At 70.3% G+C, this 20,804-nt stretch carries 20 protein-coding genes, 1 tRNA gene and 1 pseudogene; 10 read left to right on the top strand and 12 right to left on the bottom strand.

Annotated elements, in window-relative coordinates:
* Positions 1-2: 2 nt before the first annotated feature.
* Genes LY13_RS02605 through nth form a run of 3 tightly spaced genes read right to left on the bottom strand, consistent with a single transcriptional unit; the run spans position 3 to position 1,995 of the window.
* The gene (locus LY13_RS02605) at positions 3-710 is read right to left on the bottom strand and encodes an NUDIX hydrolase (protein WP_253826511.1); all 708 of its coding nucleotides are present in this window, start codon (positions 708-710) and stop codon (positions 3-5) included.
* Entirely contained in the window at positions 707-1,315 is a 609-nt protein-coding gene (locus tag LY13_RS02600) for a TlpA family protein disulfide reductase (protein ID WP_253826510.1), read from the bottom strand. Before LY13_RS02600 ends, LY13_RS02605 begins: the two co-directional genes overlap by 4 nt.
* Entirely contained in the window at positions 1,312-1,995 is a 684-nt protein-coding gene (gene nth / locus LY13_RS02595; RefSeq protein ID WP_253826509.1) for an endonuclease III, read from the bottom strand. The genes LY13_RS02600 and nth overlap by 4 nt, the downstream gene beginning before the upstream one ends.
* Before the next feature lie 207 nt (positions 1,996-2,202).
* Between nth and LY13_RS02590 the strand changes: the two are divergent.
* From LY13_RS02590 to LY13_RS02580, 3 genes and pseudogenes are all read left to right on the top strand, one after another.
* Positions 2,203-2,421, top strand: a pseudogene (locus LY13_RS02590) (hypothetical protein); the annotation flags it as partial.
* A 548-nt stretch (positions 2,422-2,969) separates the two neighbouring features.
* Complete coding sequence (locus LY13_RS02585) at positions 2,970-3,644, top strand: Crp/Fnr family transcriptional regulator (RefSeq protein ID WP_183648802.1); 675 nt, start codon at positions 2,970-2,972, stop codon at positions 3,642-3,644.
* An 870-nt stretch (positions 3,645-4,514) separates the two neighbouring features.
* Positions 4,515-5,789 carry an MFS transporter gene (locus tag LY13_RS02580; RefSeq protein ID WP_253826508.1) on the top strand — a complete coding sequence of 425 codons (1,275 nt, stop codon included), beginning with the start codon at positions 4,515-4,517 and terminating at the stop codon, positions 5,787-5,789.
* Positions 5,790-5,911: 122 nt separating this feature from the next.
* Here LY13_RS02580 and LY13_RS02575 read toward each other — a convergent pair whose 3' ends face one another.
* The 6 genes from LY13_RS02575 to sp36 form a co-directional block, all read right to left on the bottom strand.
* On the bottom strand, positions 5,912-6,697 hold the full coding sequence (locus LY13_RS02575; RefSeq protein ID WP_253826507.1) for an MBL fold metallo-hydrolase: 786 nt from the start codon (positions 6,695-6,697) through the stop codon (positions 5,912-5,914).
* A 17-nt stretch (positions 6,698-6,714) separates the two neighbouring features.
* Positions 6,715-7,422, bottom strand: coding sequence for an NUDIX hydrolase (locus LY13_RS02570; RefSeq protein ID WP_253826775.1), 708 nt, complete (start codon positions 7,420-7,422; stop codon positions 6,715-6,717).
* Between the two features lie 141 nt (positions 7,423-7,563).
* Positions 7,564-8,922: a hypothetical protein gene (locus LY13_RS02565; RefSeq protein WP_253826506.1), complete on the bottom strand. Its 1,359-nt coding sequence runs from the start codon at positions 8,920-8,922 to the stop codon at positions 7,564-7,566.
* A gap of 36 nt (positions 8,923-8,958) precedes the next feature.
* On the bottom strand, positions 8,959-9,588 hold the full coding sequence (locus LY13_RS02560; protein ID WP_253826505.1) for a hypothetical protein: 630 nt from the start codon (positions 9,586-9,588) through the stop codon (positions 8,959-8,961).
* A complete protein-coding gene (locus tag LY13_RS02555; RefSeq protein WP_183648786.1) occupies positions 9,588-10,052 on the bottom strand; it encodes a RidA family protein in 465 nt (154 codons plus the stop codon). Before LY13_RS02555 ends, LY13_RS02560 begins: the two co-directional genes overlap by 1 nt.
* 6 nt (positions 10,053-10,058) lie before the next feature.
* Entirely contained in the window at positions 10,059-10,220 is a 162-nt protein-coding gene (gene sp36, locus LY13_RS02550; protein ID WP_005466698.1) for a Sp36 family protein, read from the bottom strand.
* Between the two features lie 42 nt (positions 10,221-10,262).
* On the opposite strand from sp36, the gene LY13_RS02545 reads away from it, so the two are divergent.
* From LY13_RS02545 to bagB, 3 genes are read left to right on the top strand one after another with little or no spacing between them, the layout of a single operon-like run.
* Positions 10,263-10,511, top strand: a complete 249-nt coding sequence (locus LY13_RS02545; protein ID WP_253826504.1) for a hypothetical protein — start codon at positions 10,263-10,265, stop codon at positions 10,509-10,511.
* 17 nt (positions 10,512-10,528) lie between these two features.
* Positions 10,529-11,533, top strand: a complete 1,005-nt coding sequence (bagA, locus tag LY13_RS02540; protein WP_253826503.1) for an ATPase BagA — start codon at positions 10,529-10,531, stop codon at positions 11,531-11,533.
* A gap of 2 nt (positions 11,534-11,535) precedes the next feature.
* Positions 11,536-12,708 carry an ATPase BagB gene (gene bagB / locus LY13_RS02535; protein WP_253826502.1) on the top strand — a complete coding sequence of 391 codons (1,173 nt, stop codon included), beginning with the start codon at positions 11,536-11,538 and terminating at the stop codon, positions 12,706-12,708.
* A gap of 149 nt (positions 12,709-12,857) precedes the next feature.
* Here bagB and LY13_RS02530 read toward each other — a convergent pair whose 3' ends face one another.
* The gene (locus tag LY13_RS02530) at positions 12,858-13,157 is read right to left on the bottom strand and encodes a WhiB family transcriptional regulator (protein WP_253826501.1); all 300 of its coding nucleotides are present in this window, start codon (positions 13,155-13,157) and stop codon (positions 12,858-12,860) included.
* A 368-nt stretch (positions 13,158-13,525) separates the two neighbouring features.
* Here LY13_RS02530 and LY13_RS02525 point away from each other — a divergent pair, with 368 nt between their 5' ends.
* The 4 genes from LY13_RS02525 (at position 13,526) to LY13_RS02510 (ending at position 17,134) form a co-directional block, all read left to right on the top strand.
* Positions 13,526-15,637: a transglycosylase domain-containing protein gene (locus LY13_RS02525; RefSeq protein WP_253826500.1), complete on the top strand. Its 2,112-nt coding sequence runs from the start codon at positions 13,526-13,528 to the stop codon at positions 15,635-15,637.
* Positions 15,638-15,737: 100 nt separating this feature from the next.
* The gene (locus LY13_RS02520; protein WP_253826499.1) at positions 15,738-16,004 is read left to right on the top strand and encodes a hypothetical protein; all 267 of its coding nucleotides are present in this window, start codon (positions 15,738-15,740) and stop codon (positions 16,002-16,004) included.
* A gap of 57 nt (positions 16,005-16,061) precedes the next feature.
* Positions 16,062-17,015, top strand: a complete 954-nt coding sequence (locus tag LY13_RS02515; protein ID WP_253826498.1) for a metallophosphoesterase — start codon at positions 16,062-16,064, stop codon at positions 17,013-17,015.
* 45 nt (positions 17,016-17,060) lie between these two features.
* A tRNA-Pro gene (locus LY13_RS02510) sits at positions 17,061-17,134 on the top strand.
* A gap of 476 nt (positions 17,135-17,610) precedes the next feature.
* Here LY13_RS02510 and LY13_RS02505 read toward each other — a convergent pair.
* The gene (locus tag LY13_RS02505; RefSeq protein ID WP_253826497.1) at positions 17,611-19,947 is read right to left on the bottom strand and encodes a PQQ-dependent sugar dehydrogenase; all 2,337 of its coding nucleotides are present in this window, start codon (positions 19,945-19,947) and stop codon (positions 17,611-17,613) included.
* Between the two features lie 173 nt (positions 19,948-20,120).
* A complete protein-coding gene (locus LY13_RS02500; protein WP_253826496.1) occupies positions 20,121-20,627 on the bottom strand; it encodes a hypothetical protein in 507 nt (168 codons plus the stop codon).
* Positions 20,628-20,804: the final 177 nt, after the last annotated feature.

The raw sequence follows: 20,804 nt of genomic DNA, 5'->3' as shown, positions 1-20,804 counted from the left end.
CGTCACTCCCGGCCCGTTTCACGCTCCATGTGCCGCGCCCACGCTACGTCAAGGTCTCGCACGTCCGTGTGATCCCATGGCCGTTCCCAGCCGCCGAGCCGCAGTAGTGCGGTCAGCACGCCCGCGGTGAAGCCCCACACGAACAGCTCACCGACGGTGAAGGCCGGGCCCTTCCAGCCCCCGCCGGGTTTGCGGACCATGAACCGGTTTCCGGGGTCGGCCAGTTCGGACAGCGGTACGCGCGCCACCGCGGCGGTCTCGCCGGGGTCGACGGCGTGCACCGGTGACGGTTCGGCCCAGTGGGCGAGCACCGGCGTCACCGCGAACCGCGACACCGGGATGTACAACCTCGGCAGCACGGCCACCGGCCGGATCCCGGAGACCTCGACGCCCGTCTCCTCCTCCGCCTCACGCAGCGCCGTGCCGATCGGGCCGTCGTCGCCGTCCTCGGCACCACCGCCGGGGAACGCCACCTGCCCGGCATGCGACCCGAGCGTGTCGGCACGCCGCAGCAACAGCACGTCCGGACCGTGGGCGGGCTGCTCCCCGAACAACACCAGCACCGACGCCGCCCGCGGCTGCTCCCCGTCGGGGACGGTCAGGCGCGTGAACGCCTCGGCGTCGGCTCCGTCGCTCGCCTCGACGAGTCCCGCCAGCCAGCCGGGCACATCCGCGGGGTCGACCAGCGGACCCGTCGTCTCGCACGTCACCGGCCGCCTCCCGAGCGCACGACCTCCCGGATCTGGTCCACGGAGGTGAACAGCCGCGGCTGCCGGACGAGCTCGACGTCCCCGTCGGGCGTGACGAGATACGACGCCGGCAGCGCACGCGGCACCGACAGCGCCTCCCTGATCGGTCCGGACGGGCCGTCGCCGTCGAACACACCCGGCAGGTCGACGTCGAGTTCCGCCAGCAGTTCGAGACCTTCCCGCCTTTCGCTCTCCACCTGCACGGTGACCACCCGTGCCGCGCCCGGTTCGGCGGCGTAGTCGTCGAGCAACGGCAGCTCCTCCCGGCACGGCTCGCACCACGTGGCCCAGATGTTGACCAGTGTCGGCCGGTCCCCTGCGGCGACGAGCTCTCCGGCGTCGACGCGGGATCCGTCGGCCAGGCACTCGACCTCGACGCCCCGCAGTTCGCGGGCGGGTGCGGCGGATCCGGGACGACAGGGCTGGAGCTGTGCGGCCGCCCGGGCGGGGCCGACGTCCTCACCCCGGGCGGGCCGGTCCTCGGAGTTCACCATCGGCACGACCGCCACCAGTGCGGCGACCAGCAGCACACCCGCCACCAACGCCCAGCGCGCCGTGGCGGTCACCGCTGCGACACCATGGCCAGCAGGTGGTCCCGTTCGTCGCCCTTGACCAGCTCCGCGGCCTCGTCGAAGTCGGTCGGGCCCTCGCCGAACGCCGGGCAGTCGCGCGCCAGCGGACACGCGCCGCACGCGGGTTTGCGGGCGTGGCAGATCCGCCTGCCGTGCCAGATCACGCGCTGCGAGAGCATCGTCCAGTCCTTCCGCGGGAACAGCTCACCGACCGCGAACTCGACCTTGACCGGATCCTGCTCGGCCGTCCAGCCCCACCTGCGTACGAGCCTGCCGAAGTGCGTGTCCACGGTGATACCCGGCAGTCCGAACGCCTCGCCGAGGATGACGTTCGCCGTCTTCCTGCCCACCCCGGGCAGCTTCACGAGGTCGTCGAGCGTGTCCGGCACCTCGCCGTCGTGCCGTTCGAGCAGCGCGGCACCGAGCTTGAGCAGCGACGTCGCCTTGTTGCGGTAGAAGCCGGTCGGCCGGATGTACTCCTCAAGCTCGGTCCGGTCGGCACCCGCGTAGTCGGCGGCCGTGCGGTAGCGCGCGAACAGGGCGGGCGTGGTCCGGTTGACCCGCACGTCGGTGCACTGGGCCGACAGGATGACGGCCACGAGCAGCTCGAGCGGCGTGGAGAAGTCGAGCTCGCACTCGGCGTTTGGATACGCCTCGTCCAGGCAACGCTTCATACGTCGCGCCCGCCGCACCAATGCCAGCCGACTCTCCTCGGTAAGCGGCCGCGACCGGACAACACTCTTTCGGGGAGTCCCCTCCCGGGGGTGCTCAGGAACCGCTGACGACACATCGTTAGCCTACGTGCGACCTCCGACAGGACGGGCACACGCTTCACTACCCTCGAGCGCGGCGGTGCCCCAGATCGCCGGATATGGAGAGAAATGACCGTCTGGTTCGTCATCGCGGTCCCACTGGCGGTCATGCTGTTCGCACTCGGCATGGAACGCGTCGAGACCCGACTGCGCCACGTGTCCGTGCGCGGCGAGGACGTCGAGGAGTTCCTCGAGCAGGCCAAACCCGAAGAGGTCAGGGCGCTGTACGGGCACGGCATCGGCAGGGCCCTCGAACTGTTCCGGCGCAGGCGGTTCGGCGGTCGCTCCGGCGGCCGCTTCGGAAAGACCCGCCGTCCCGCGCCCGAACCGCAGTCGGCACAGACCCGGACGCCGGCGTCGTCGGCATCCTCGGTGCCGGAACCCACGACCCGGCCTGCAGAGTCGCAGGACCGCGACGGAACCGGCGAGCGCGGCGCAGGCTGACGTCACCTCACCGGGCGACGCGGGCATCCTCACGCAGCGGCACCGACGGCTCACCCATCAGGCCCAGACCGGCGCGCACAGCGTGACCTGGCGGTAGTCGACGTAACACCCGCGGTGACGGATCATCACCCGACCGGAGGCGGTCGCCCGCCACCGTTACGCCAGGGTTAAACTTTCGGGTCGGAGATCGTCCGCGTACGGTCTCGACGAGCTGTGTCAGGCAGCGCCCAGCGCCGGGTGATTGCCGTGTACGTCACCCGGGACGGGGTGTCGCTACGGCGGATCGGCGAGCCGGGAAGCGATCTCGAGGGCACGCCCTACACTGCACGTAGTGACCGGCGCCACGCTCCCGTCCCCCGGGTGCGATGGTCGCTTCTCAAAGGAGGCACGAGGTGGACGAGACCCTGGCCAGGGCGGGCATATTCCAGGGCGTGGAGCCGGCTGCGGCCGAAGCGCTCGCGCAGACCCTGGAGACCGTGGACTTTCCGCGTGGCCACGTGATCTTCAACGAGGGCGAACCCGGCGACAAGCTCTACATCATCAAGTCGGGCAAGGTGAAGATCGGCCGCAAGTCGGCCGACGGCCGGGAGAACCTCTTCCAGATCATGGGCCCGTCGGACATGTTCGGCGAGCTGTCGATCTTCGATCCGGGACCGCGTACCTCGACGGCGACGACCGTGACCGAGGTCAGCACCGTGACGATGGACCGCGCCGCCCTGCGGCAGTGGATCTCCACGCGTCCCGAGATCGCCGAGCAGCTGCTCCGCGTGGTCGCCCGCAGACTGCGGCGCACGAACAACATGGTCGCGGAACTGATCTTCACCGACGTTCCCGGCCGTGTCGCCCGCGCGCTGCTGCAGCTGGCCCAGCGGTTCGGCAGCCAGGAGGCAGGCCTGCTGCGCGTCACGCACGACCTGACGCAGGAGGAGATCGCCCAGTTCGTCGGCGCCTCCCGCGAGACCGTGAACAAGGCGCTCGCCGACTTCGCACACCGCGGCTGGCTGCGGCTCGAAGGCAAGAGCGTGCTGATCCTCGACCCCGAGCGACTCGCGCGACGCGCCCGCTGACCTGCGGGTTCGACACCTCTACCCGGGTGGCGTCCCATAATTCCCGTATGACCGGTCGGCGACTCCGACGGCGCACGCGGAGACAGGCGCGACATCCGGGATCCGGCATCCCGGGCAGGTGCGGACCCTCCTGGGCCGCACCGCGGGACGCGCGGATCGCCGCCTGCCGAACCGGGCAAGTCGCCGTCGCAGCGGCAGAACCGTTCGGAGTCGTATCGCCGAGCGCGACCGCAACAAGACATGACAAAGGGCCGGGCGCCACCCCCGACGTGGCGCACCGGCCCTTTGCCTGTGCGTGGACCATCCCCCGACAGCCCACGCTCCCCGCCCTCCGGTTGAAAGGCCCCGACCCGAATCCCGGAGGGAGACTGTGTTCGCCTCCAGCAGCGTGTGGTCACGTAACCGAGGCTCGGTGTCACCGAATGCCCCTCGATTACGGGGTACCCGCTGCGAAGCGAGGAAACCGACTATGTAGTTGATCGAGCGTCCGACGTCCACTCCGACACGCCGTGCGTGCCTCCCGTGGTCCCCGTCACCGCGGTCGAAGCACTGTGCTCGGTGAAGCATGGCGCTTAGTACCCGGTCACGTGAGTCGTCTTCAGCTTGTTCACGGGTGGGACTCGCGCTGCCGAGTCTCATGACGCGAGACTCGCTGACTTATTCAGAATCGCACGGAACCCACCCCGCTCTTCAAGGGTCTTCACCCTCAAGGACGCTCAGGCGGGCTGAAAGATGCCCGATAACGCTGTTCTGTTACCCAACTGAGACCCGGATACCCGAAAGAGGGGTGGGTATGCACCTCGATACACAGGGTCGCCGGTTGATCCGGTCCAGAAAACGGACTGGTACGCACGTGCCATAATAGCGGTCATGTCCCAGTCCGAGCCACCTCAGTCGGCGCCACCCGAGTCCCACGGCCGCACCTCCCTCGCCGACTACCGCGCGGTGCTGCGCACGCCGCGTTCCCGCAGGCCACTCGTGGCTTCCGTACTCGCCCGCCTGCCGATCGCCATGATCGGCATCTCGGCGTTGCTGTACGTGCAGCACGAGACCGGATCGTTCGCCGCGGCCGGACTGGTGTCGGCCGCGGCGCTCGTCGGCGTGGCCGCCGGATCGGTCGTCCAGGGCCGGATCATCGACCGGTTCGGGCCGACACGCCCACTTCTGGTGGTCACCGGACTGTTCGTCGCGGCGTTGACCTCGCTGATCGTCGTCATCGAGGCGGGTGCGGCAGTGCCGGTACTCGTCGGCTGCTCCGCCGCGATCGGGCTGTGCGAACCGGCGACGGGCTCCGCCTCGCGCGCCCTGTGGGGACGGCTCCTGCCCGAGGGACCGACACGCGACGCGGCGTTCTCCTACGAGGCGATCAGCATGGAGGTGTTCTTCATCCTCGGGCCCGGGCTGGCGGGCGTGCTGATCGCACTGCCGTGGCCCGGCACCGGCCTGGTCCTCGGTGGCGCGTGCATGGCGACGGGCGCGGCGCTGTTCGCACTGAGCCCCGCGGTGCGGGAGTGGGGGCCGAACCCGCAGGCGGGCTCGTCGCTGCTCGGGGCGCTGGCGAGCCCGGGCATGCGCACGCTGGCGCTCGCGGCGCTGGGCTTCGGCATCGTGATCGGCTTCGTCGAGGTCGCGGTACCCGCGGCGGCGGAGCGGGCCGGCAGCGTCTCTCTCGGCGGAGTGCTGCTGTCGCTGTGGTCGGTGAGCTCGGTGGCGTTCGGCGTGGCCTACAGCCTCCGGCCGTGGCCGAGGACGCTGCCGACGCGATTGCCCGTCCTGCTCGGCCTGTTCGGGGCGCTCGTGGCGGTCATGGCGTGGCCGTCGTCGATGTGGGGCCTGGCGTTGGCGATGTTCGCGGCGGGCGCGATGATCACGCCGCAGTCGACCACGCACTCGACGACGATCGAGCTCACCGCACCGCGCGACACGGCGGCCGAGGCGTTCTCGTGGGTCCTCACGTCCGTGACGCTCGGGATCGCCTGCGGCCAGTCCGTGAGCGGTTACGTCGTCGAGCACGCGAGTCCGTCGGCCGCGTTCCTGACGGCCGGTGCCGTGGCGATGACGCTGGCCGCGGTCGTGGCACTCCTCCGGGGGACGGTCCGCCCCCACGCGCCGCAGCCGGAACCCGCCTCCGTCCTGACTGCCTGACCGCGGGCGCCTGCGCGGTGTCGCGGTGACGCCGTGTCGCGGTGTCGCGGTGTCGCCCCCAGGGGCACCTTGGTTGCGTTGAGTGCAACCACAGTGCCCTTGGGGGCATCGGCGTCGGCCGGTCAGCTGCGCAGGTATTCGAGTTGGGCGGTCACACTGCTCTCCGCGGCGGGCCACAGGGCACGGTCGACGTCGGCGTAGACGTGCTCGACGATCTGCCGCGGGGTCGCCTCCCCGCCCAGCACCTCGAGCGCGCCCCGGATCTCGTCGAGGCGCTGCCGGCGGTGCCTGCGGTACTCGTCGACGGTCGCGGACAGGTCGTCGCGCTCAGGACCGTGCCCGGTCAGGCCCAGCGATCCGGCGGGCAGTTCGGCGAGCCGGTCGAGCGTACGCAGGTAGTCGCCGATGTGCTCGACGACCGTCGTGCCGCGGCCGAGGACGGTGTCGCCCGTCAGCACGTGGACCACGTCGTCGTGGTCGAACCGCAGCGACACGGAGTCGGCGCAGTGGCCCGGCGTGTGCAGGACCCTCAGCTCCAGTCCGCCCGCGCGCACGAGGTCGCCGTCACCCAGCGGATCGCCGTCGAGGCACAGCCCCGGGTCGAACGCCTGCACCGGCGCGCCGGTCCGCTCCGCCAGCCAGGGCGCGCCGTCGGAGTGGTCGGGGTGGTGATGGGTCAGGACGATCAGTTCGACCGGGCCTGCGGCCGCCTCGACGCGCTCCAGGTGGGCCGTGTCGAGATACCCGGGGTCGACGACCACCGACGCCGCCGCGCCCGGTTCCCGCAGGATCCAGGTGTTGGTGCCCTCGAGCGTCATGGTCGACGGGTTGTCCTCGAGCACCACGGTCGCCGCCGCCGTCACCTCCCGCGGTGTCTCGTACGCCGGGTGCGCGTTCGCGCCGGTCATCGCACCTCCAGTCACGGTCACAGTTCGACGAGTACGGACTCGCCGTCGACCCGCAGGGTGGGCATCACCTTGGGGACGGGTGTCCGGTCGGTCGCCAGCACCTCGGCCACGTCACGGCACGCCGCGAGGTCCGACAGCATCGCCCAGGTGGGCGGCATCAGCATGCTGCGTCCCGCCTCGCCGTCGGCCATGGCGTCGGCGGGTGTGCGCCAGCCCGATTCGGACGCCTCGGTGGTCTCCCCGTCGGCGTGCTGCCCCGCGGGCAACGCCGCGACGAAGAACCTCGTGTCGTACCGGCGCGTCTCCGGCTCCGGGGTGACCCAGTTCGCCCACGGCCGCAACAGGTCGCTGCGCAGTGTCAGCCCGGCGTCGGCGAGGAACGCCGCGAGCGAGAGTTCCCTGGCCACGAGCGCGGCCCGGGCGTCGGCGTAGCCGGACGTGTCGTCGACGGTCGTGTCGGATCCCCGCCCGGCCAGCAGCACACCGGACTCCTCGAACGTCTCACGCACGGCCGCGCACACCAGCGCCCTGGCGACGCGTTCGTCGCAGCCGAACCATGCCGCCCACTGCGCGGCCGGCGGGCCCGCCCAGGCGATCGACGCGTCGGCGTCCCGCTCGTCGACACCTCCGCCGGGGAACACGGTCATCCCGGCGGCGAACTTCATCGCCGCGACCCGTCGTTGCAGGAACACCTCGACGCCGCCCGGGGTGTCACGCAGCAGCATCACGGTCGCCGCGTCGCGGACGGGCACGGGCTCGTCCGGCCGGTTCGCGTCACTGATCAGGTCGGGCACCGCGCTCCTCGGCACGTGAAAGTTCGCAGCCACGCCCGCAACATACCGTCGCGGCGAGGCGTCCGGCTCCGGCTAACGGGCGTCGGTTCCGTTGGCGGCGCCGGGACCGGGATTGCCGCCGGTCCGCTGGCGCTGCGCCTCGGCGCGTTCGCGCTGGGCGAGTTCGGCGTGCAGTTCCCGCAGGAGTTCGCGGTCGCGGTCGGTGAGCTGCGGATCGTCGAGGTTGAGGTCCGGGATCCGGGCGAGCTGGTCCGAGTCCAGGTCGGCCGACGCGAGTGCCTGTCCGTTGTCGCGGTCCTCGGCGATCGCGGCGCGCAGCTGGGCCACCTCCTCGCGGGACATCTCGGTGGTCTGTGCCGACCGGTTGTCCTGTTCGGTGTCGTGCGACGGCTGAGGGAACTCGACCACCTGGCCGCCCTCGCTGCGGGGCAGTTCGCCGCCGGCCGACTGGGGTGGTTCGGTCTGGCCGCGGGCGGGCTGGCGCGCGCGGCGACCGCGGGTGGAGTCCCCGTTCGGCCTGGTCGACCGGGGTGGTTCGGCGTTCCAGCCGCGGCCGGCCGAGGTGTGCTCGGCGGCCGGGTCCCGCAGTGAGCCGTCGGCCGCCTGCGTTTCGGGGACCGCCGCGACAGCAGGCGGGTTCTCGGGTGCCGCCGGGGCCGGAGGTGCGGCACGCGGCGGTTCCGGGGTGGGTGATTCGGGCGGCGGGGGCACGCTCGCCGGACCCGTGGGGGCGGGTGCCGGCTCAGCGTGAGCCGGCTCCGCTCTTACAGACTCGGCCCTCGCCGCGTCGTGGCGGACGGTGTCCGGGCCGGCGAGCCACACGGGAACGCCGGAGGACAGCGCCGCGTCGTGATAGGCGGTGCGTTCCGAGCCGGGCCCGGTGACCTCGACGACCGCGCGGATGCCTGCCTTGCGCAGCGCGTCGCCGACGCGGAAGGCGACGGCGGGCGGGTGCGCGTCGGGCCCGATGTCGACGAGCACGGCCCGCTGCGGCAGCGGGCCGGGGATGCTGCCCGCGGCGGTGTTGCGCCACACGGCGTGCACGGAACGCAGGTCGGGCAGCACGCGCAGCACGCGGTCCAGGGCCTCGCCGACCCCTGCGTCCGGGTCGTTCTCGCGACTGAATCGGTGATCGGTCGCCGCGATGTCGTCGACCACGGTGAGCTGATCGGCGAGCGTCACGTCGGAGCGGGTCAGCTCCAGCAGGGACGCCAGTTCGCGCTGCTCGGCCGGGCGGACGGGAAGGCGGCCCGCGACGAGCGAGCCCACGGTCAGTTCGACGGCGTCGTCCGGGTTCGAGCGGGCGACGAGTTCGCGTGCCTCGGAGAGCGCACTGTCGTCGAGCCTGCCCGCAAACCCGAGCAACGCGTTGTACAGCCGTAACGGGACGCCGAAGCCGTCCTGATCACCGCCGGACCGGTGGTCCACCATGTCGCCGCTCTCCCTCCCGCCCGCCGGCCGCGGACGCTATGCGGATACGAGTTGCCGCCCGGCGTCGACCGCCCCCACGCACACGAACCGCGAGTTCGCGAGCGCCTCCCGGTGATAGGCGGGCGGGTCGAACCGGGCGGGCAGCACCTCCACGCAGGGCGCTTCGTCGCCCAGCACGCGCAGTACCCGCTGCAGTTCGCCCGTCAGCCGGGGAAGCCCCGCAGTGGCCGTGACGAGCAGGACCCGCTTCGCCCCCTCCGGGCCGGTCCCACGTTCCTGCCGCCAAGCCTCTCGCACTTCACCCACATCGGGACGCCGTCGCAACGTTGCGTCGATCACGGCAGCCACCGAGTCGACGGAGTTCACCCAGTTAGGCGTACTCGCGGTGAATGTGTACCCGCTCTCTAACGGTGCGTCTACCCCAAGGGTGGAACTGACCTGATGCCGGTCCGCGCCGTGCGGTACGAGGCCGGCGACCAGGAGGCCGTACTCCTCCTGGTCGAGATCGACCCTGTGCTTGAGCAAAGTCTTGGGCAGCACGCGGGCGAGGGTGCTCATCGCACCCTCGCCCAGCCAGTCACGGAACCGCCAGACCAGGTTGTCGGGCAGCCTGCCGGAGAGGCGCAGCAGCAGCTCGTGGCACGCCTGCTCGACATCGGGGTCCATCAGGACACCTCCACGATCAGTTCGACCTCCACCGGCGCGCCCAGTGGCAGTTCGGCGACGCCGACGGCCGACCGCGCATGCGCGCCGGCCTCACCGAAGACCTCGCCGAGCAGCTCGGACGCGCCGTTGATGACCGCGGGCTGGGCGTTGAAGCCCTCCGCGGAGGCGACGAACCCGGTCGCCTTGACCACACGCGTGACCGCGTCGATGCCCACGAGATCGTGGACGGCGGCCAGCGCGTTCAGCATCGCCGTCCTGGCGTACTGCTTGGCCTCCTCCGGACCGACCTCACCGCCGACCTTGCCGGTGGCGGGCAGCGCGCCGTCGACGAACGGCAGCTGGCCGGAGGTGTAGACGTGCGACCCGGTGCGGATCGCGGGGATGTACGAGGCGACAGGGGCCGCCACGCCGGGCAGTTCGATACCGAGCTCGGCGAGCCTCGCCGACGCGGTGCTGGCGCTCATCGGCCCTCAGTCCTTCGGCCGCTTGAGATAGGCGACGTGCTGCTCACCGGACGGGTTCGGCAGCACGGTCACCAGTTCCCAGCCGTCCTCGCCCCACTGGTCGAGGATCTGCTTGGTGGCGTGGATCAACAGCGGAACGGTGGCGTATTCCCACTTCGTGGCACTCATGGCCGTCACCCTAGACAACCACTGCCAGTAGCGTGAGTTCCCGTGGAAACGTGGCGGATCCTCGCGGCCTCGCTGCTGGGCGTGGCGGGCGTTCTGGCTGTGCTGATGATCATGGCGCGCGCCAGGGAGAAGACCGGGCGGTGGCAGACGGTCGCCGTGACGGGCCTCGTCGGCGTCACCGCACTGGCCCTGACCTGCATTCTCACGCTCACGGTGCTGTCACCGGCGGCCTCCTGGTGGCTCGCGGGCGGTACCGCCCTGGTCGTCGCCGTGCTGGCGTTGGCCAGTTGATGTCTTACGCTGCCCCGGTGACCACCACGCTGGCCGGCTGGACCGACGAGCTGACCCGCACCCGGCTGCACTTCGTGACCGGCAAGGGCGGCACCGGCAAGACGACCCTCGCCGCGTCGCTCGGGCTCGCACTCGCGGGCCACGGCAGGCGCGTACTGCTGGTCGAGGTCGAGGGCAGGCAGGGCTTCGCCCAGCTGTTCGACACCGAGCCGTTGCCGTACGCCGAGCAGCGCATCGCCGCCGCGCCGAACGGCGGGGAGGTGCGTGCGCTGCACATCGACGTCGAGGCGGCGCTGCTCGAGTACTTCGAGATGTTCTACAACCTCGGCTTCGCGGGCCGCACGCTGCGCAGGATGGGTGCGATCGAGTTCGCCACCACCCTCGCTCCGGGCCTCCGGGACGTCCTGCTCACGGGCAAGATCAAGGAGTGCGTCGGCCGGACCGACTCCGACGGGCGCCACTTCTACGACGCCGTCGTCGTCGACGCGCCGCCGACGGGCCGGGTGGTGAAGTTCCTCGACGTGACACGCGCGCTGACGGACCTCGCCAAGACCGGGCCGATCCGCTCCCAGGCCGACGGGGTCGTGGACCTGCTGCACTCGGGGCAGACGGCGGTGCACCTGGTGACGCTGCTCGAGGAGATGCCGGTGCGCGAGACGCTGGAGGCGGTCGCCGAGCTGGACGGCGCGGACCTGCGGCCGGGTGCGGTGCTGATCAACCGGGTGCGGCCGCCGCGGCTGCCCGCCCGGTCGGTCTCACCGGCCGCGGACGGCCGCGTGGACGCCGACCGCGTGCGCAGCGGACTCGCCGCGGCCGGACTGGACCTGCCGGACGAGACGCTCGACGCGCTCGTGACCGAGACCGTCGAGCACGCCGGCCGCGTCGCGGCGGAGACGGTCGCGCGGCAGCAGCTGTCGGAGAGCGACCTGCCGACACTCGAGCTGACCGACCTGTCCGGCGGCGTCGACGTCGCCGCGCTGTACGAGCTCGCGGAGTCGCTCCGCAGCCAGGGGGTGCGGTGACGATGGCCGAACCACGGGAGACGTCGCGAGGCGAGCGCGCCGCCCTGGAAACCGACGCACTGGACGTCGACGCCCTGATCGACGACCCGGACACGCGCGTGATCGTGTGCTGCGGTTCGGGCGGGGTCGGCAAGACGACGACGGCCGCCTCGCTCGCGTTGCGGGCCGCCGAACGCGGCAGGCAGACGGTGGTGCTGACCATCGACCCGGCCCGGCGGCTCGCGCAGGCGCTGGGCCTTCGTGAGCTGGGCAATCATCCGCGGCAGGTGACCGTCGAGGGGTTCGACCCCGACGGCCAGTTGTGGGCGATGATGCTGGACATGCGCCGCACGTTCGACGACATGGTGCGGCGCCATGCGGGCCCCGAGCGGGCCGAGCAGCTGCTCAGCAACCCCTTCTACCAGACCATCTCCACGTCGTTCTCCGGAACGCAGGAGTACATGGCGATGGAGAAGCTGGGCCAGCTCGCCGCCACCGGCGACTGGGACCTCATCGTGGTCGACACGCCTCCGAGCCGGTCGGCGCTGGACTTCCTCGACGCCCCGAGCCGGTTGTCGGCGGCTCTGGACGGGCGGATGATCCGCCTGCTCACCAGCCCGGCCCGCGCGGGCGGCTGGGGCATCCGCAAGGTCATGAGCGCGGGCTTCTCGATGTTCGCCAAGGCCGTGTCGACCATCCTGGGCGGCCAGCTGCTGGCGGACGCCTCCGCGTTCATGCAGGCGTTCGACTCGACGTTCGGCGGGTTCCGCGAGCGGGCGGCCAAGACGCAGGAGCTGCTGCGGTCGGAAGGCACGTCGTTCCTCGTCGTCGCGGCACCGGAACCGGACGCGCTGCGCGAGGCGAGCTACTTCGTCGAGCGGCTGTCCGAGGAGTCGATGCCGCTGGCCGGGCTGGTGGCGAACCGGACGCATCCCGTGCTGGCCGACCTGTCCGAGGTCGACGCGCTGGCGGCGGCCGAGGCGTTGGAACGCGGCGAGACGAGCGCGCCGCTCGCGGAGGCGGTGCTGCGACTGCACGCCGACCGGGTGCAGCTGGCCGACCGCGAGTCACGGCTGTTGGAACGGTTCACCCGGGCCCACCCGGACGTGCCGGTGCGGCGCGTGCCCGCACTGGCGAGCGATGTGCACGACGTCTGCGGCCTGCGGGACATCGGCGGCCGGCTGGCGGGCGCGTAGCCCCACGCCCACCGGCACCACCGGGCCCGGACCACCGGCGCCCGGGACCGTCGGCGCTCGGCGTCGCTCGCCCGGGCCTGCCGGTGGTGAGGACCGCCGGTCGTGAGGGGGTGGACACCGGGCGGGCCGGCGTCCACCCGTCGGGCGAGTCAGCTCGAACCGGCTCCCGCGGGCTCGTACTCGCGCTTGGCCGACTCGAGGAGGTCCCACCAGCTGTGCACCTCGGGGCGCTTGCGCAGCAGGGCACGCCGTTCCCGTTCGGTCATTCCGCCCCAGACGCCGAAATCGATCCGGTTGTCGAGCGCCTCGGCGAGACATTCGGTCCGCACGGGGCAGCCCATGCAAATGGTCTTCGCGCGATTCTGCTCCGCACCGCGGACGAACAGTCCGTCCGGGTCCGTGTCCCGGCAGTACGCCTGGATACGCCAGCTCGACTGGTTGGTGCTCATCACGACCCCCAGCTCCTACCTGTTGTGACCTGCGCAGTCGCCTTGCCTCGGTCCGCCCGGTCGGGGCTACTCGGCTTCAGCGCTGCGCCGGGTCGCTCTCTCCCTGTGTTCTCACGGTCCCTCCGCAACGCCTCCCCTGGTGAGCGTTGCCTCGTGAGATGTTGACGAACTGTAGACAGCCGCGGTTCCACGATCCAACCAACGAACTTCGTATTTGTTTTCGCGAATGACCGCGCGGTCAAGTACAGGTCCCTACAATGTTTCGACCCGCCGGTTGGAGCATTTTCCACTGAAGTGGGTATTCGCGACGGCGAGGCGCACCGCGTAGCCAACCCGCACGTGACGCGCAGTGTGCGTACCCTGGCTGCGTGGGTAAGCGAAGCGGTCTGCTGAAGATGTTCGGGCTCTGCCTGCTGGCCGGAGTGCTGGTGGCAGGGATCCTCTTCCCCGTGGTCGGAGCCGCCGGTGTCGTGTCGAACCAGGCGAGCGACACCGTGGAGTCGATGTCGGCCGAACTGGCCGACGAGCCTCCGCCGCAGCTGACGACGGTCACGGACCGGAGCGGCAAGCCGATCGCCACCCTGTACAACCAGTACCGCGTGCCGACGAAGCCCGACCAGATCTCGGACGCCATGAAGTGGGCGCTGATCTCGATCGAGGACCGCCGCTTCTACGAGCACACGGGCGTCGACTGGAAGGGCACGCTGCGCGCCGCGATCAGCAACAGCTCGGGCGGCGACACCCAGGGCGCCTCGACGTTGACGCAGCAGTACGTCAAGAACTACCTGATCAACGTCACCTACCGTGACGACGAGATCGGCCAGCAACGCGCGCAGGAGCAGACCATCGCGCGGAAGCTGAAGGAAGCGCGCATCGCGATCCAGCTCGAAACGCGGATGTCGAAGGCGGAGATCCTCGCCGGGTACCTCAACGTCGTCGAGTTCTCGCGGCAGATCTACGGCGTCGGGGCGGCCGCGCGCGCCTACTTCAACACGACCCCCGACAAACTCGACGTCAACCAGTCGGCGCTGCTCGCGGGCATGGTGAACAACCCGGCGGTGCTGGACCCGTGGAACAACCCCGAGGGCGCCAAGAACCGCCGTAACCTCGTGCTCGACTCGATGGTCGACAACCGCAAGCTGTCCGAGGAGGACGCGGAACGGCTCAAGAAGGAGCCGGTCGGCGTCGTGAAGGGCGGTCCGAACAAGCCCGCCGCGAACTGCGTCGGCGCGGGCCCCGAGCACGGCTTCTTCTGCCAGTACGTCGAGGACTACCTGATCCGCTCCGGCATCCCGAAGGAGGAGCTCTACGACGGCGGGTACACGATCCGCACCACGCTGAACCGGCGGATCAACCACCTCGCGAAGAAGTCCGCCGAGGAGCAGGTGCCGAAGATGACCGACAACGTGGCCAACACGTTGTCGATGGTCCGGCCGGGCAAGAAGCGGCACGAGGTCGTGGCGCTGGCGGCCAACCGCGACTACGGCCTCGACAAGGAGGCGGGCCAGACGACGTACGCCCTGCCGTCCGACACGTGGAACGTCACCGGTGCGGGGTCGAGCTACAAGATCTTCACGGCCGCAGCGGCGATGCAGCACGCAGGCGTCGGCATCCAGGACCAGTTGCCGTCGCCCGGGTCGTACACCTCGTCGCGCTACACCAACGCCGGGGCGCCGTACACGGTCGGCAACGCGGGCGAGTACCCGCCCACGATGACCCTGCAGGACGCGCTCGCGAAGTCACCGAACACGACGTTCGTACACCTCGTCGACCGGGTCGGCATCAAACCCGTCCTCGACATGGCTTACAAACTCGGCATGCGCAGGACCATGAAGTCGAACGCGGGCAACGGCGGCCCGATCGACAAGGAGGCCGGCGGCCAGTACGCGATGTCGCAGCGGAAGTACTTCGCGCCGCGGGAGAACTCGCGCGGGATGCCGGCGTTCACCCTGGGCGTCAGCCCGACGAACCCCCTCGAGATGGCGAACGTCGCGGCGACCATCCTCAGCGGCGGCACCTGGTGCCCGCCGACGCCGGTCCTCAAGGTCACCGATCGCGACGGCAACCCGGTGAAGGTCGACGAGAACCCCTGCCAGCAGGTCGTGAACGAGGACCTCGCGAACTCGCTGGCCGTCGGCATGAGCAAGGACGACCTCCCCGGCGGCACGTCGGCCGCCGCGGCCGAGGCCGTCAACTGGTCGCGCCCGATGATCGGCAAGACGGGCACCACGCAGAGCAACGCCTCCGGCGCGTTCGTCGGCGGCACGCCCCAGCTGGCCGCCGCGTCGATGGTGTTCAAACCGGAACGGCCGACCGGCGGCATCGTGGACAGCGGCCCCGGCAACGTCTACTCGGTCGACGGCGAAGGCAACATCTTCGGCGGCAAGGCACCGGCGCGCACCTGGTTCAACGCCATGAAGGAGATCCTCAAGGGCGAACCGGTCCGCCAGCTCCCGAAACCCAGCCCCCGCTACGAGTAGCCGGCCGCGGCGATGAGGCCCCTGACGGCGCTCGGTGTCCGGTCGGCCTGTACGTGATCGGGGCGACCGGACACCCGGCGGCCCCGGAGGACACGTAACCGTGTACTACGTCCTCTTCTGGTACAGCATCATCGCGGCCGTCTTCGTGATCGCCGTGCTGCTGCCGTTCACGCCGCTGCCTCCGCTGCCCCGGCTGATCCTGCTGTGGACCCAGGTCGCGGTGGGCCTGTACGTGATCGGTGCCGTCCCGCCCGCGCCGTTGTGGTGGCTCGCCGTCATCGGGCCGGGAACCGCGATCGCGCTGGTGTTCGCCGTCTCGGAAACGCGGCAACGGATACGCCCCAGCCCCGACTCGACGCGCCCCTGACGGCCGGCCGCACGCGCGTACGCTGGGCGCGTGCACCTGCAGGGCAAGGGAGATCCCATGAAGCGCCTCGTCACCACGACGGCCGCCGTCGGCGCCGCCACCCTCGGCTACGCCGTCGGCGTCGAACGCAGGAACTGGACCCTGCGCACCGCCTCGGTGCCCGTCCTCGACGACGACGCCTACCCCATTCGCATCCTGCACATCTCCGACCTGCACATGCTGCCCGGCCAGAAGTCCAAGCAGCGCTGGGTCGCGGCCCTCGACGAACTCGAACCCGACCTCGTCGTCAACACCGGCGACAACCTCGCCCACCGCCGCGCCGTACCCCACGTGCTCCGCGCCCTCGGGCCGCTGCTCAACCGGCCCGGAGTGTTCATCTTCGGCAGCAACGACTACTACGCACCCAAACCCAAGAACCCCGCCCGCTACCTCATGCCCAAGGGCCGCAAGAAACGCATCCACGGCAACCACCTGCCGTGGCAGGACCTGCGCGCCGCCATGATCGAACGCGGCTGGCACGACCTCACCCACCGCCGCACCGCCTTCGACGTCGCGGGCCAACGCATCTTCGCGGCGGGCGTCGACGATCCCCACCTGCGCCGCGACCGCTTCGAGCAGATCGCGGGCCCCGTCGACGCCGAGGTCGTACTCAAACTCGGCATCACCCACTCTCCCGAACCGCGCGTGCTCGACCCGTTCGCCTCCGAGGGCTACGACCTCGTCCTCGCAGGCCACACCCACGGCGGGCAACTCCGCATCCCCGGCATCGGCGCCCTCGTCACCAACTGTGAACTCGACCGCTCCCGCGCCCGCGGCATCTCCCGCTGGGGCGCCGACATGTGGCTCGGAGTCTCCGCCGGACTCGGCACCTCGCCCTACGCCCCCGCCCGGTTCGCCTGCCCGCCCGAAGCCACCCTCCTCACCCTCGTTCCCCGCAGCTCAGCGACCACCCGCAAGGACACCACCGCCCGAAGGACCACCCGCCGCAAAGCCCGCAACGAAGTCAGCTAGACTATTTCCCGACCCGCTCACCGGGAGACCGGTGAACAACATCATCGGGGTGTGGCGCAGCTTGGTAGCGTGCCTCGTTCGGGTCGAGGAGGTCGTGGGTTCAAATCCCGCCACCCCGACGGAAGAGGGAGACCTCCGTCCGCGGCTCTGTTCACAGCAGAGCGCGGACGGGGGTCTCTTTCTTTATGTCTTGTGGGGGCGCAGCCCCCACACCCCAGCCCGGCGGGCTCCGCCCCTCCGGGCCCCTGCCTGTGGTTGCGCGTGCGTTCGTGCGTCGCGTCGGGTGGGTGGGCCCGTATTGCGGGTTCGCGAGCCCGTGTTGCGGATCCCGGGGCCCGTGTTGCGGATCCCGGGGCCCGTGTTGCGGGTTCGCGAGCCCGTGTTGAGGGTTCGCGAGCCCGTGTTGCGGATTCGGGGGTTCGTGTTGCGGATCCCGGGGGCGGTGTTGCGGGTTCGGGCGTCTCAGGGGGCGGACCGAGCCGGGCGGTAGCGCTGAACGGTCGTCGGCGGCCGGTGCCGGACCGGGTGGGCATGACGACGGCGAAACGGCAGCGGTGGGCCGTACCCCCGGTACGGCCCACCGCTGCGGTGATCCCTACTCGCCCCGGAAGCGGGCGTACTGCTCGGCGATCGTCGAACCGTCAGCAGCCTCGTCCAGGAACATCAGCGAATCCATGCTGCAGTTGCACGGATTCTTCTCCGACGTGTTCTGCGGGAAGCTACCGCCGATCTTGATGCCGCGCGGGTTCGCCGCACTCGTCGGCGAACCGTCGACCTGCCACGGGTCGCCGTCCTTCACGTACGATCCCTCGATCGGCTCACCGTTGCGGTACAACGCCATCTCGCCGGTCGTGTAGTCGAACGTGGCGGCCAGGTGCACCCACTCGCCCTTCGGCAGCAGCTCACGCCAGTCCTGTTCGGCCGCGAACGTCTGCGACTCGCCACCGTCCAGGCGCCTGCCCAGGGCCACCAGCCGCATCTCGCCGTCGACCTCGATGAGCTCCAACAGCGCGCGCACGTTGTGCCCGTCCGAATCGCCACTCAGCACACCCGCCAGGCCGACGGAGTTGTACCGCGCGTCCGGATCGTCGGACGACGGGTCCGGGCTCGGGTTCTCACCCGTCATCTTCACCCAGCCCATCACCGTGATCCCGTCGGCGGCGTTGAACGCGTTCAACGACTCGACACCGTTCTCGTCGCCGTCCCACAGGCCGGCCTTCCAGTCGTCGTTGCCGACCTGGCCGGGATTCACCTGCTTCAACTGCAACGAGTTGTTGCTGCCGGGGAACGCGCCACCGTCGACGCGCATGTCCTCGCCACCGTTGACCAGGTCCAGCAGCGTGTTCGCACTGCCCTGACCGGCCTCCTTCGCACCATCCACGGCGAACGGGTGCTCGAAGTCGTAGTGCGCGACGAGGTTGTCCGACACGGCATCCGTGACCTCCGACGGCTCCGCCGGATTCACGTCGGTGACCTTCCAGATCTTGCCGTTCGCCTTCGCCAGCAGGTAGAGCTCGCCCGCCGCGTCGGTGCCGAACCGCAGGTCGACCCGGCCGTCGTCGACGAAGTCGCTCATCCGCTTCCGCTCACCGTCGGAGTCGAACAGCTGCACCTCGGTGATCGGTTCACGGTTCTTGCCGCGGCTCATGTCGGCGGCCTCGGTGCTGAACACCTCACCGTCGACCAGGTCGCCGAAGATGTACTTGCCCTGCAACTCCGGATGCGCGTCGCCGCGGTACACCTTGCCGCCCGAGATCGCGTGCCCACTGTCCGAATTGCACGGCCAGTTCTCAGGTGCGTCGTGGTCGTAGGCCGCGACCGGATAGGTGTAGCCGTGCTTGGGATCGTCCGGCGGCAGCGGATACAGCACGCACTGCTGCTCGGGGTCGAACCGGAAGCGGCCTTCCCGTTCACTCCAGCCCAGGTTGTCGCCCTTGTCGACCTTGTACACGGCCTCGAGCGCCCGCTGTCCGATGTGGCCGAGGTACATCTCGTGCTTGCCCTCGGGATCCCACGTGAAGCGGTGCGGATCACGCATGCCCAGCGCGTAGATCTCGCCGAGCGCGTTCTCCTGCCCGACGAACGGATTCGACTCCGGGATGCCGTACGCGCCGCCCGGGCCGTTCGTGCCCTCCGGGTCGATCCGCAGGATCTTGCCCGCCGGATTGTCGAGTTTCTGCGGAACGTCGGTGCCGACACCGTTCCCGCCGTCGCCGACCGCCATGTACAGCAGGCCGTAGTCCTCGTCACCCGGCTCCGCCGTCGGGTTGAAGTCGATCTGCTGGATCGCGTGGATCTGCGTCGCGAAGCCGAACCGGAAGATCTCACGGTGCGTACCGGAGAACGTGTTCGCCGACGGATCGTCGGCCGTCCACTCCGTCACGACGCTCTGCACGTCGGCGTTCGGCTGGTTGGGGTACGTCGGCTCGTTCTCCGCGATCCCCTCCTCGCCGACCGAGTGCACGGTGTAGAACTTGCCGTTCTCCTCGAACTCCGGGTGGAACGTGACGAAGCCGAATCCCGTCCCCATGCCTCTGCCGGAGAAGAAGTGCTCGTCCTCGTCGCGCATGTCGAGATACTCGTGCTGCTCGCCGTCGTCGCCGAGCAGATACATCGGACCGTTGAGGTCCGGCACGTACTTCCGGCCCGAATCGTCGGGCGCCTCGCCGATGTAGTTGATCCGGTTGTACCGCATCAACCGCTCGTCCGTCGGCGGCGGTGTCGGCTCGGTCTCCGGCAGTTGCGCGTACTCCTCGAGAACCAGCCCCAGTTCCGCCGGCCGTGGATCCTCGGGAATCGGATCGGTGATCGGTTCGTCACCGGTCGCAGGCGGACCTTGGGCCGGTTGCGCGCCGCCGGCAGGCGCCGTCAGCGACATCGTGAGTACGGCCGCGGTGACGACCGGCACCCACCAGTTTCTCTTGCCCATCATTGGACTCCATCCCACGTGCTCAGGTTTTTTCACGTGCTTGGATCGGTTTCCGGCCGGCGCGCATGCGGACACGCGTCGACCCCGCCCTGTCCGAACGGGACTCGGCCCGAATTGGACTCGCGCCCGAAAAGGGAAACAGCCGGACAGGGACGTCTACAGTGGATTCCGGCTCGTCAGCCGCGGGTGCCCAGTGCGGTCACGTCGCGAATGCGGCCGTAGTTGTCGAAGGAGCCGAATCCGATGCGGCCACCCGAGAAGCTCCTGTCGGTCGCCGTCATCAACGGCGTGCGCGAACCGTCCAGGTACACGGCGATGCGACCCGAGGGTGCGTGGTAATCGAGGCGCACGTCGTGCCAGGCGCGGTCGTCGATCGCGGGTGGCGGGCCGAGCTCGCCGTCCCACTGGTCGTCGATGCGTTCCCGGTCGGCGTCGTCGACCTTGAAGATGCCGTTGTGGGGATAGATCGTGTTGTCCTGCGACAGGTGGACGTAGTAGAAGCGCGTCGGCGATCGGTAGTTGAAGATCAGGACGACGTCGCGATCGTTGCGGGCGACCGGTTCGTCGATGCGGACCGTCGCGCGATAGCGCAGCGAGTCCAGTTCGGGACCCTCGTCGACGATCGCGTACTCGAAGGGCCTGCGCGGACCCTCCGGTGGGTCGCCGCGTTCGGACTGGATCACCTGCCGATCGTCGAACGTCCACTTGTCGGGATGGAGCGGCGACCAGTCCCGCGGTGTCGGTTCCGGCCGCACGACGGCGAACCGGCCATGCTCCGGAGGTCCGGCCACCTCGGACGTAGCCGTCTCCGCGGACCGCCCCGGTGACGCTCCTGCCTGGGAAGAGGGTGCCGCGCCCGC

Origin of the sequence: Prauserella aidingensis, assembly GCF_024171865.1 — a bacterium.
GTDB classification, from domain to species: Bacteria; Actinomycetota; Actinomycetes; order Mycobacteriales; family Pseudonocardiaceae; genus Prauserella; species Prauserella aidingensis.
Note: the sequence above shows the minus strand (reverse complement) of the source record. Positions and strands in the feature narration are given on the sequence as shown.

Coding starts and splice junctions, on each gene's coding strand:
- nth (WP_253826509.1), bottom strand. CDS start 1,995: ATGAAGCGTTGCCTGGACGAGGCGTATCCAAACGCCGAGTGCGAGCTC.
- LY13_RS02580 (WP_253826508.1), top strand. CDS start 4,515: ATGTCCCAGTCCGAGCCACCTCAGTCGGCGCCACCCGAGTCCCACGGC.
- LY13_RS02575 (WP_253826507.1), bottom strand. CDS start 6,697: ATGACCGGCGCGAACGCGCACCCGGCGTACGAGACACCGCGGGAGGTG.
- LY13_RS02570 (WP_253826775.1), bottom strand. CDS start 7,422: ATGCTGCTGCGTGACACCCCGGGCGGCGTCGAGGTGTTCCTGCAACGA.
- LY13_RS02565 (WP_253826506.1), bottom strand. CDS start 8,922: ATGGTGGACCACCGGTCCGGCGGTGATCAGGACGGCTTCGGCGTCCCG.
- LY13_RS02560 (WP_253826505.1), bottom strand. CDS start 9,588: ATGGACCCCGATGTCGAGCAGGCGTGCCACGAGCTGCTGCTGCGCCTC.
- LY13_RS02555 (WP_183648786.1), bottom strand. CDS start 10,052: ATGAGCGCCAGCACCGCGTCGGCGAGGCTCGCCGAGCTCGGTATCGAA.
- sp36 (WP_005466698.1), bottom strand. CDS start 10,220: ATGAGTGCCACGAAGTGGGAATACGCCACCGTTCCGCTGTTGATCCAC.
- bagB (WP_253826502.1), top strand. CDS start 11,536: ATGGCCGAACCACGGGAGACGTCGCGAGGCGAGCGCGCCGCCCTGGAA.
- LY13_RS02530 (WP_253826501.1), bottom strand. CDS start 13,157: ATGAGCACCAACCAGTCGAGCTGGCGTATCCAGGCGTACTGCCGGGAC.
- LY13_RS02515 (WP_253826498.1), top strand. CDS start 16,062: ATGAAGCGCCTCGTCACCACGACGGCCGCCGTCGGCGCCGCCACCCTC.
- LY13_RS02505 (WP_253826497.1), bottom strand. CDS start 19,947: ATGATGGGCAAGAGAAACTGGTGGGTGCCGGTCGTCACCGCGGCCGTA.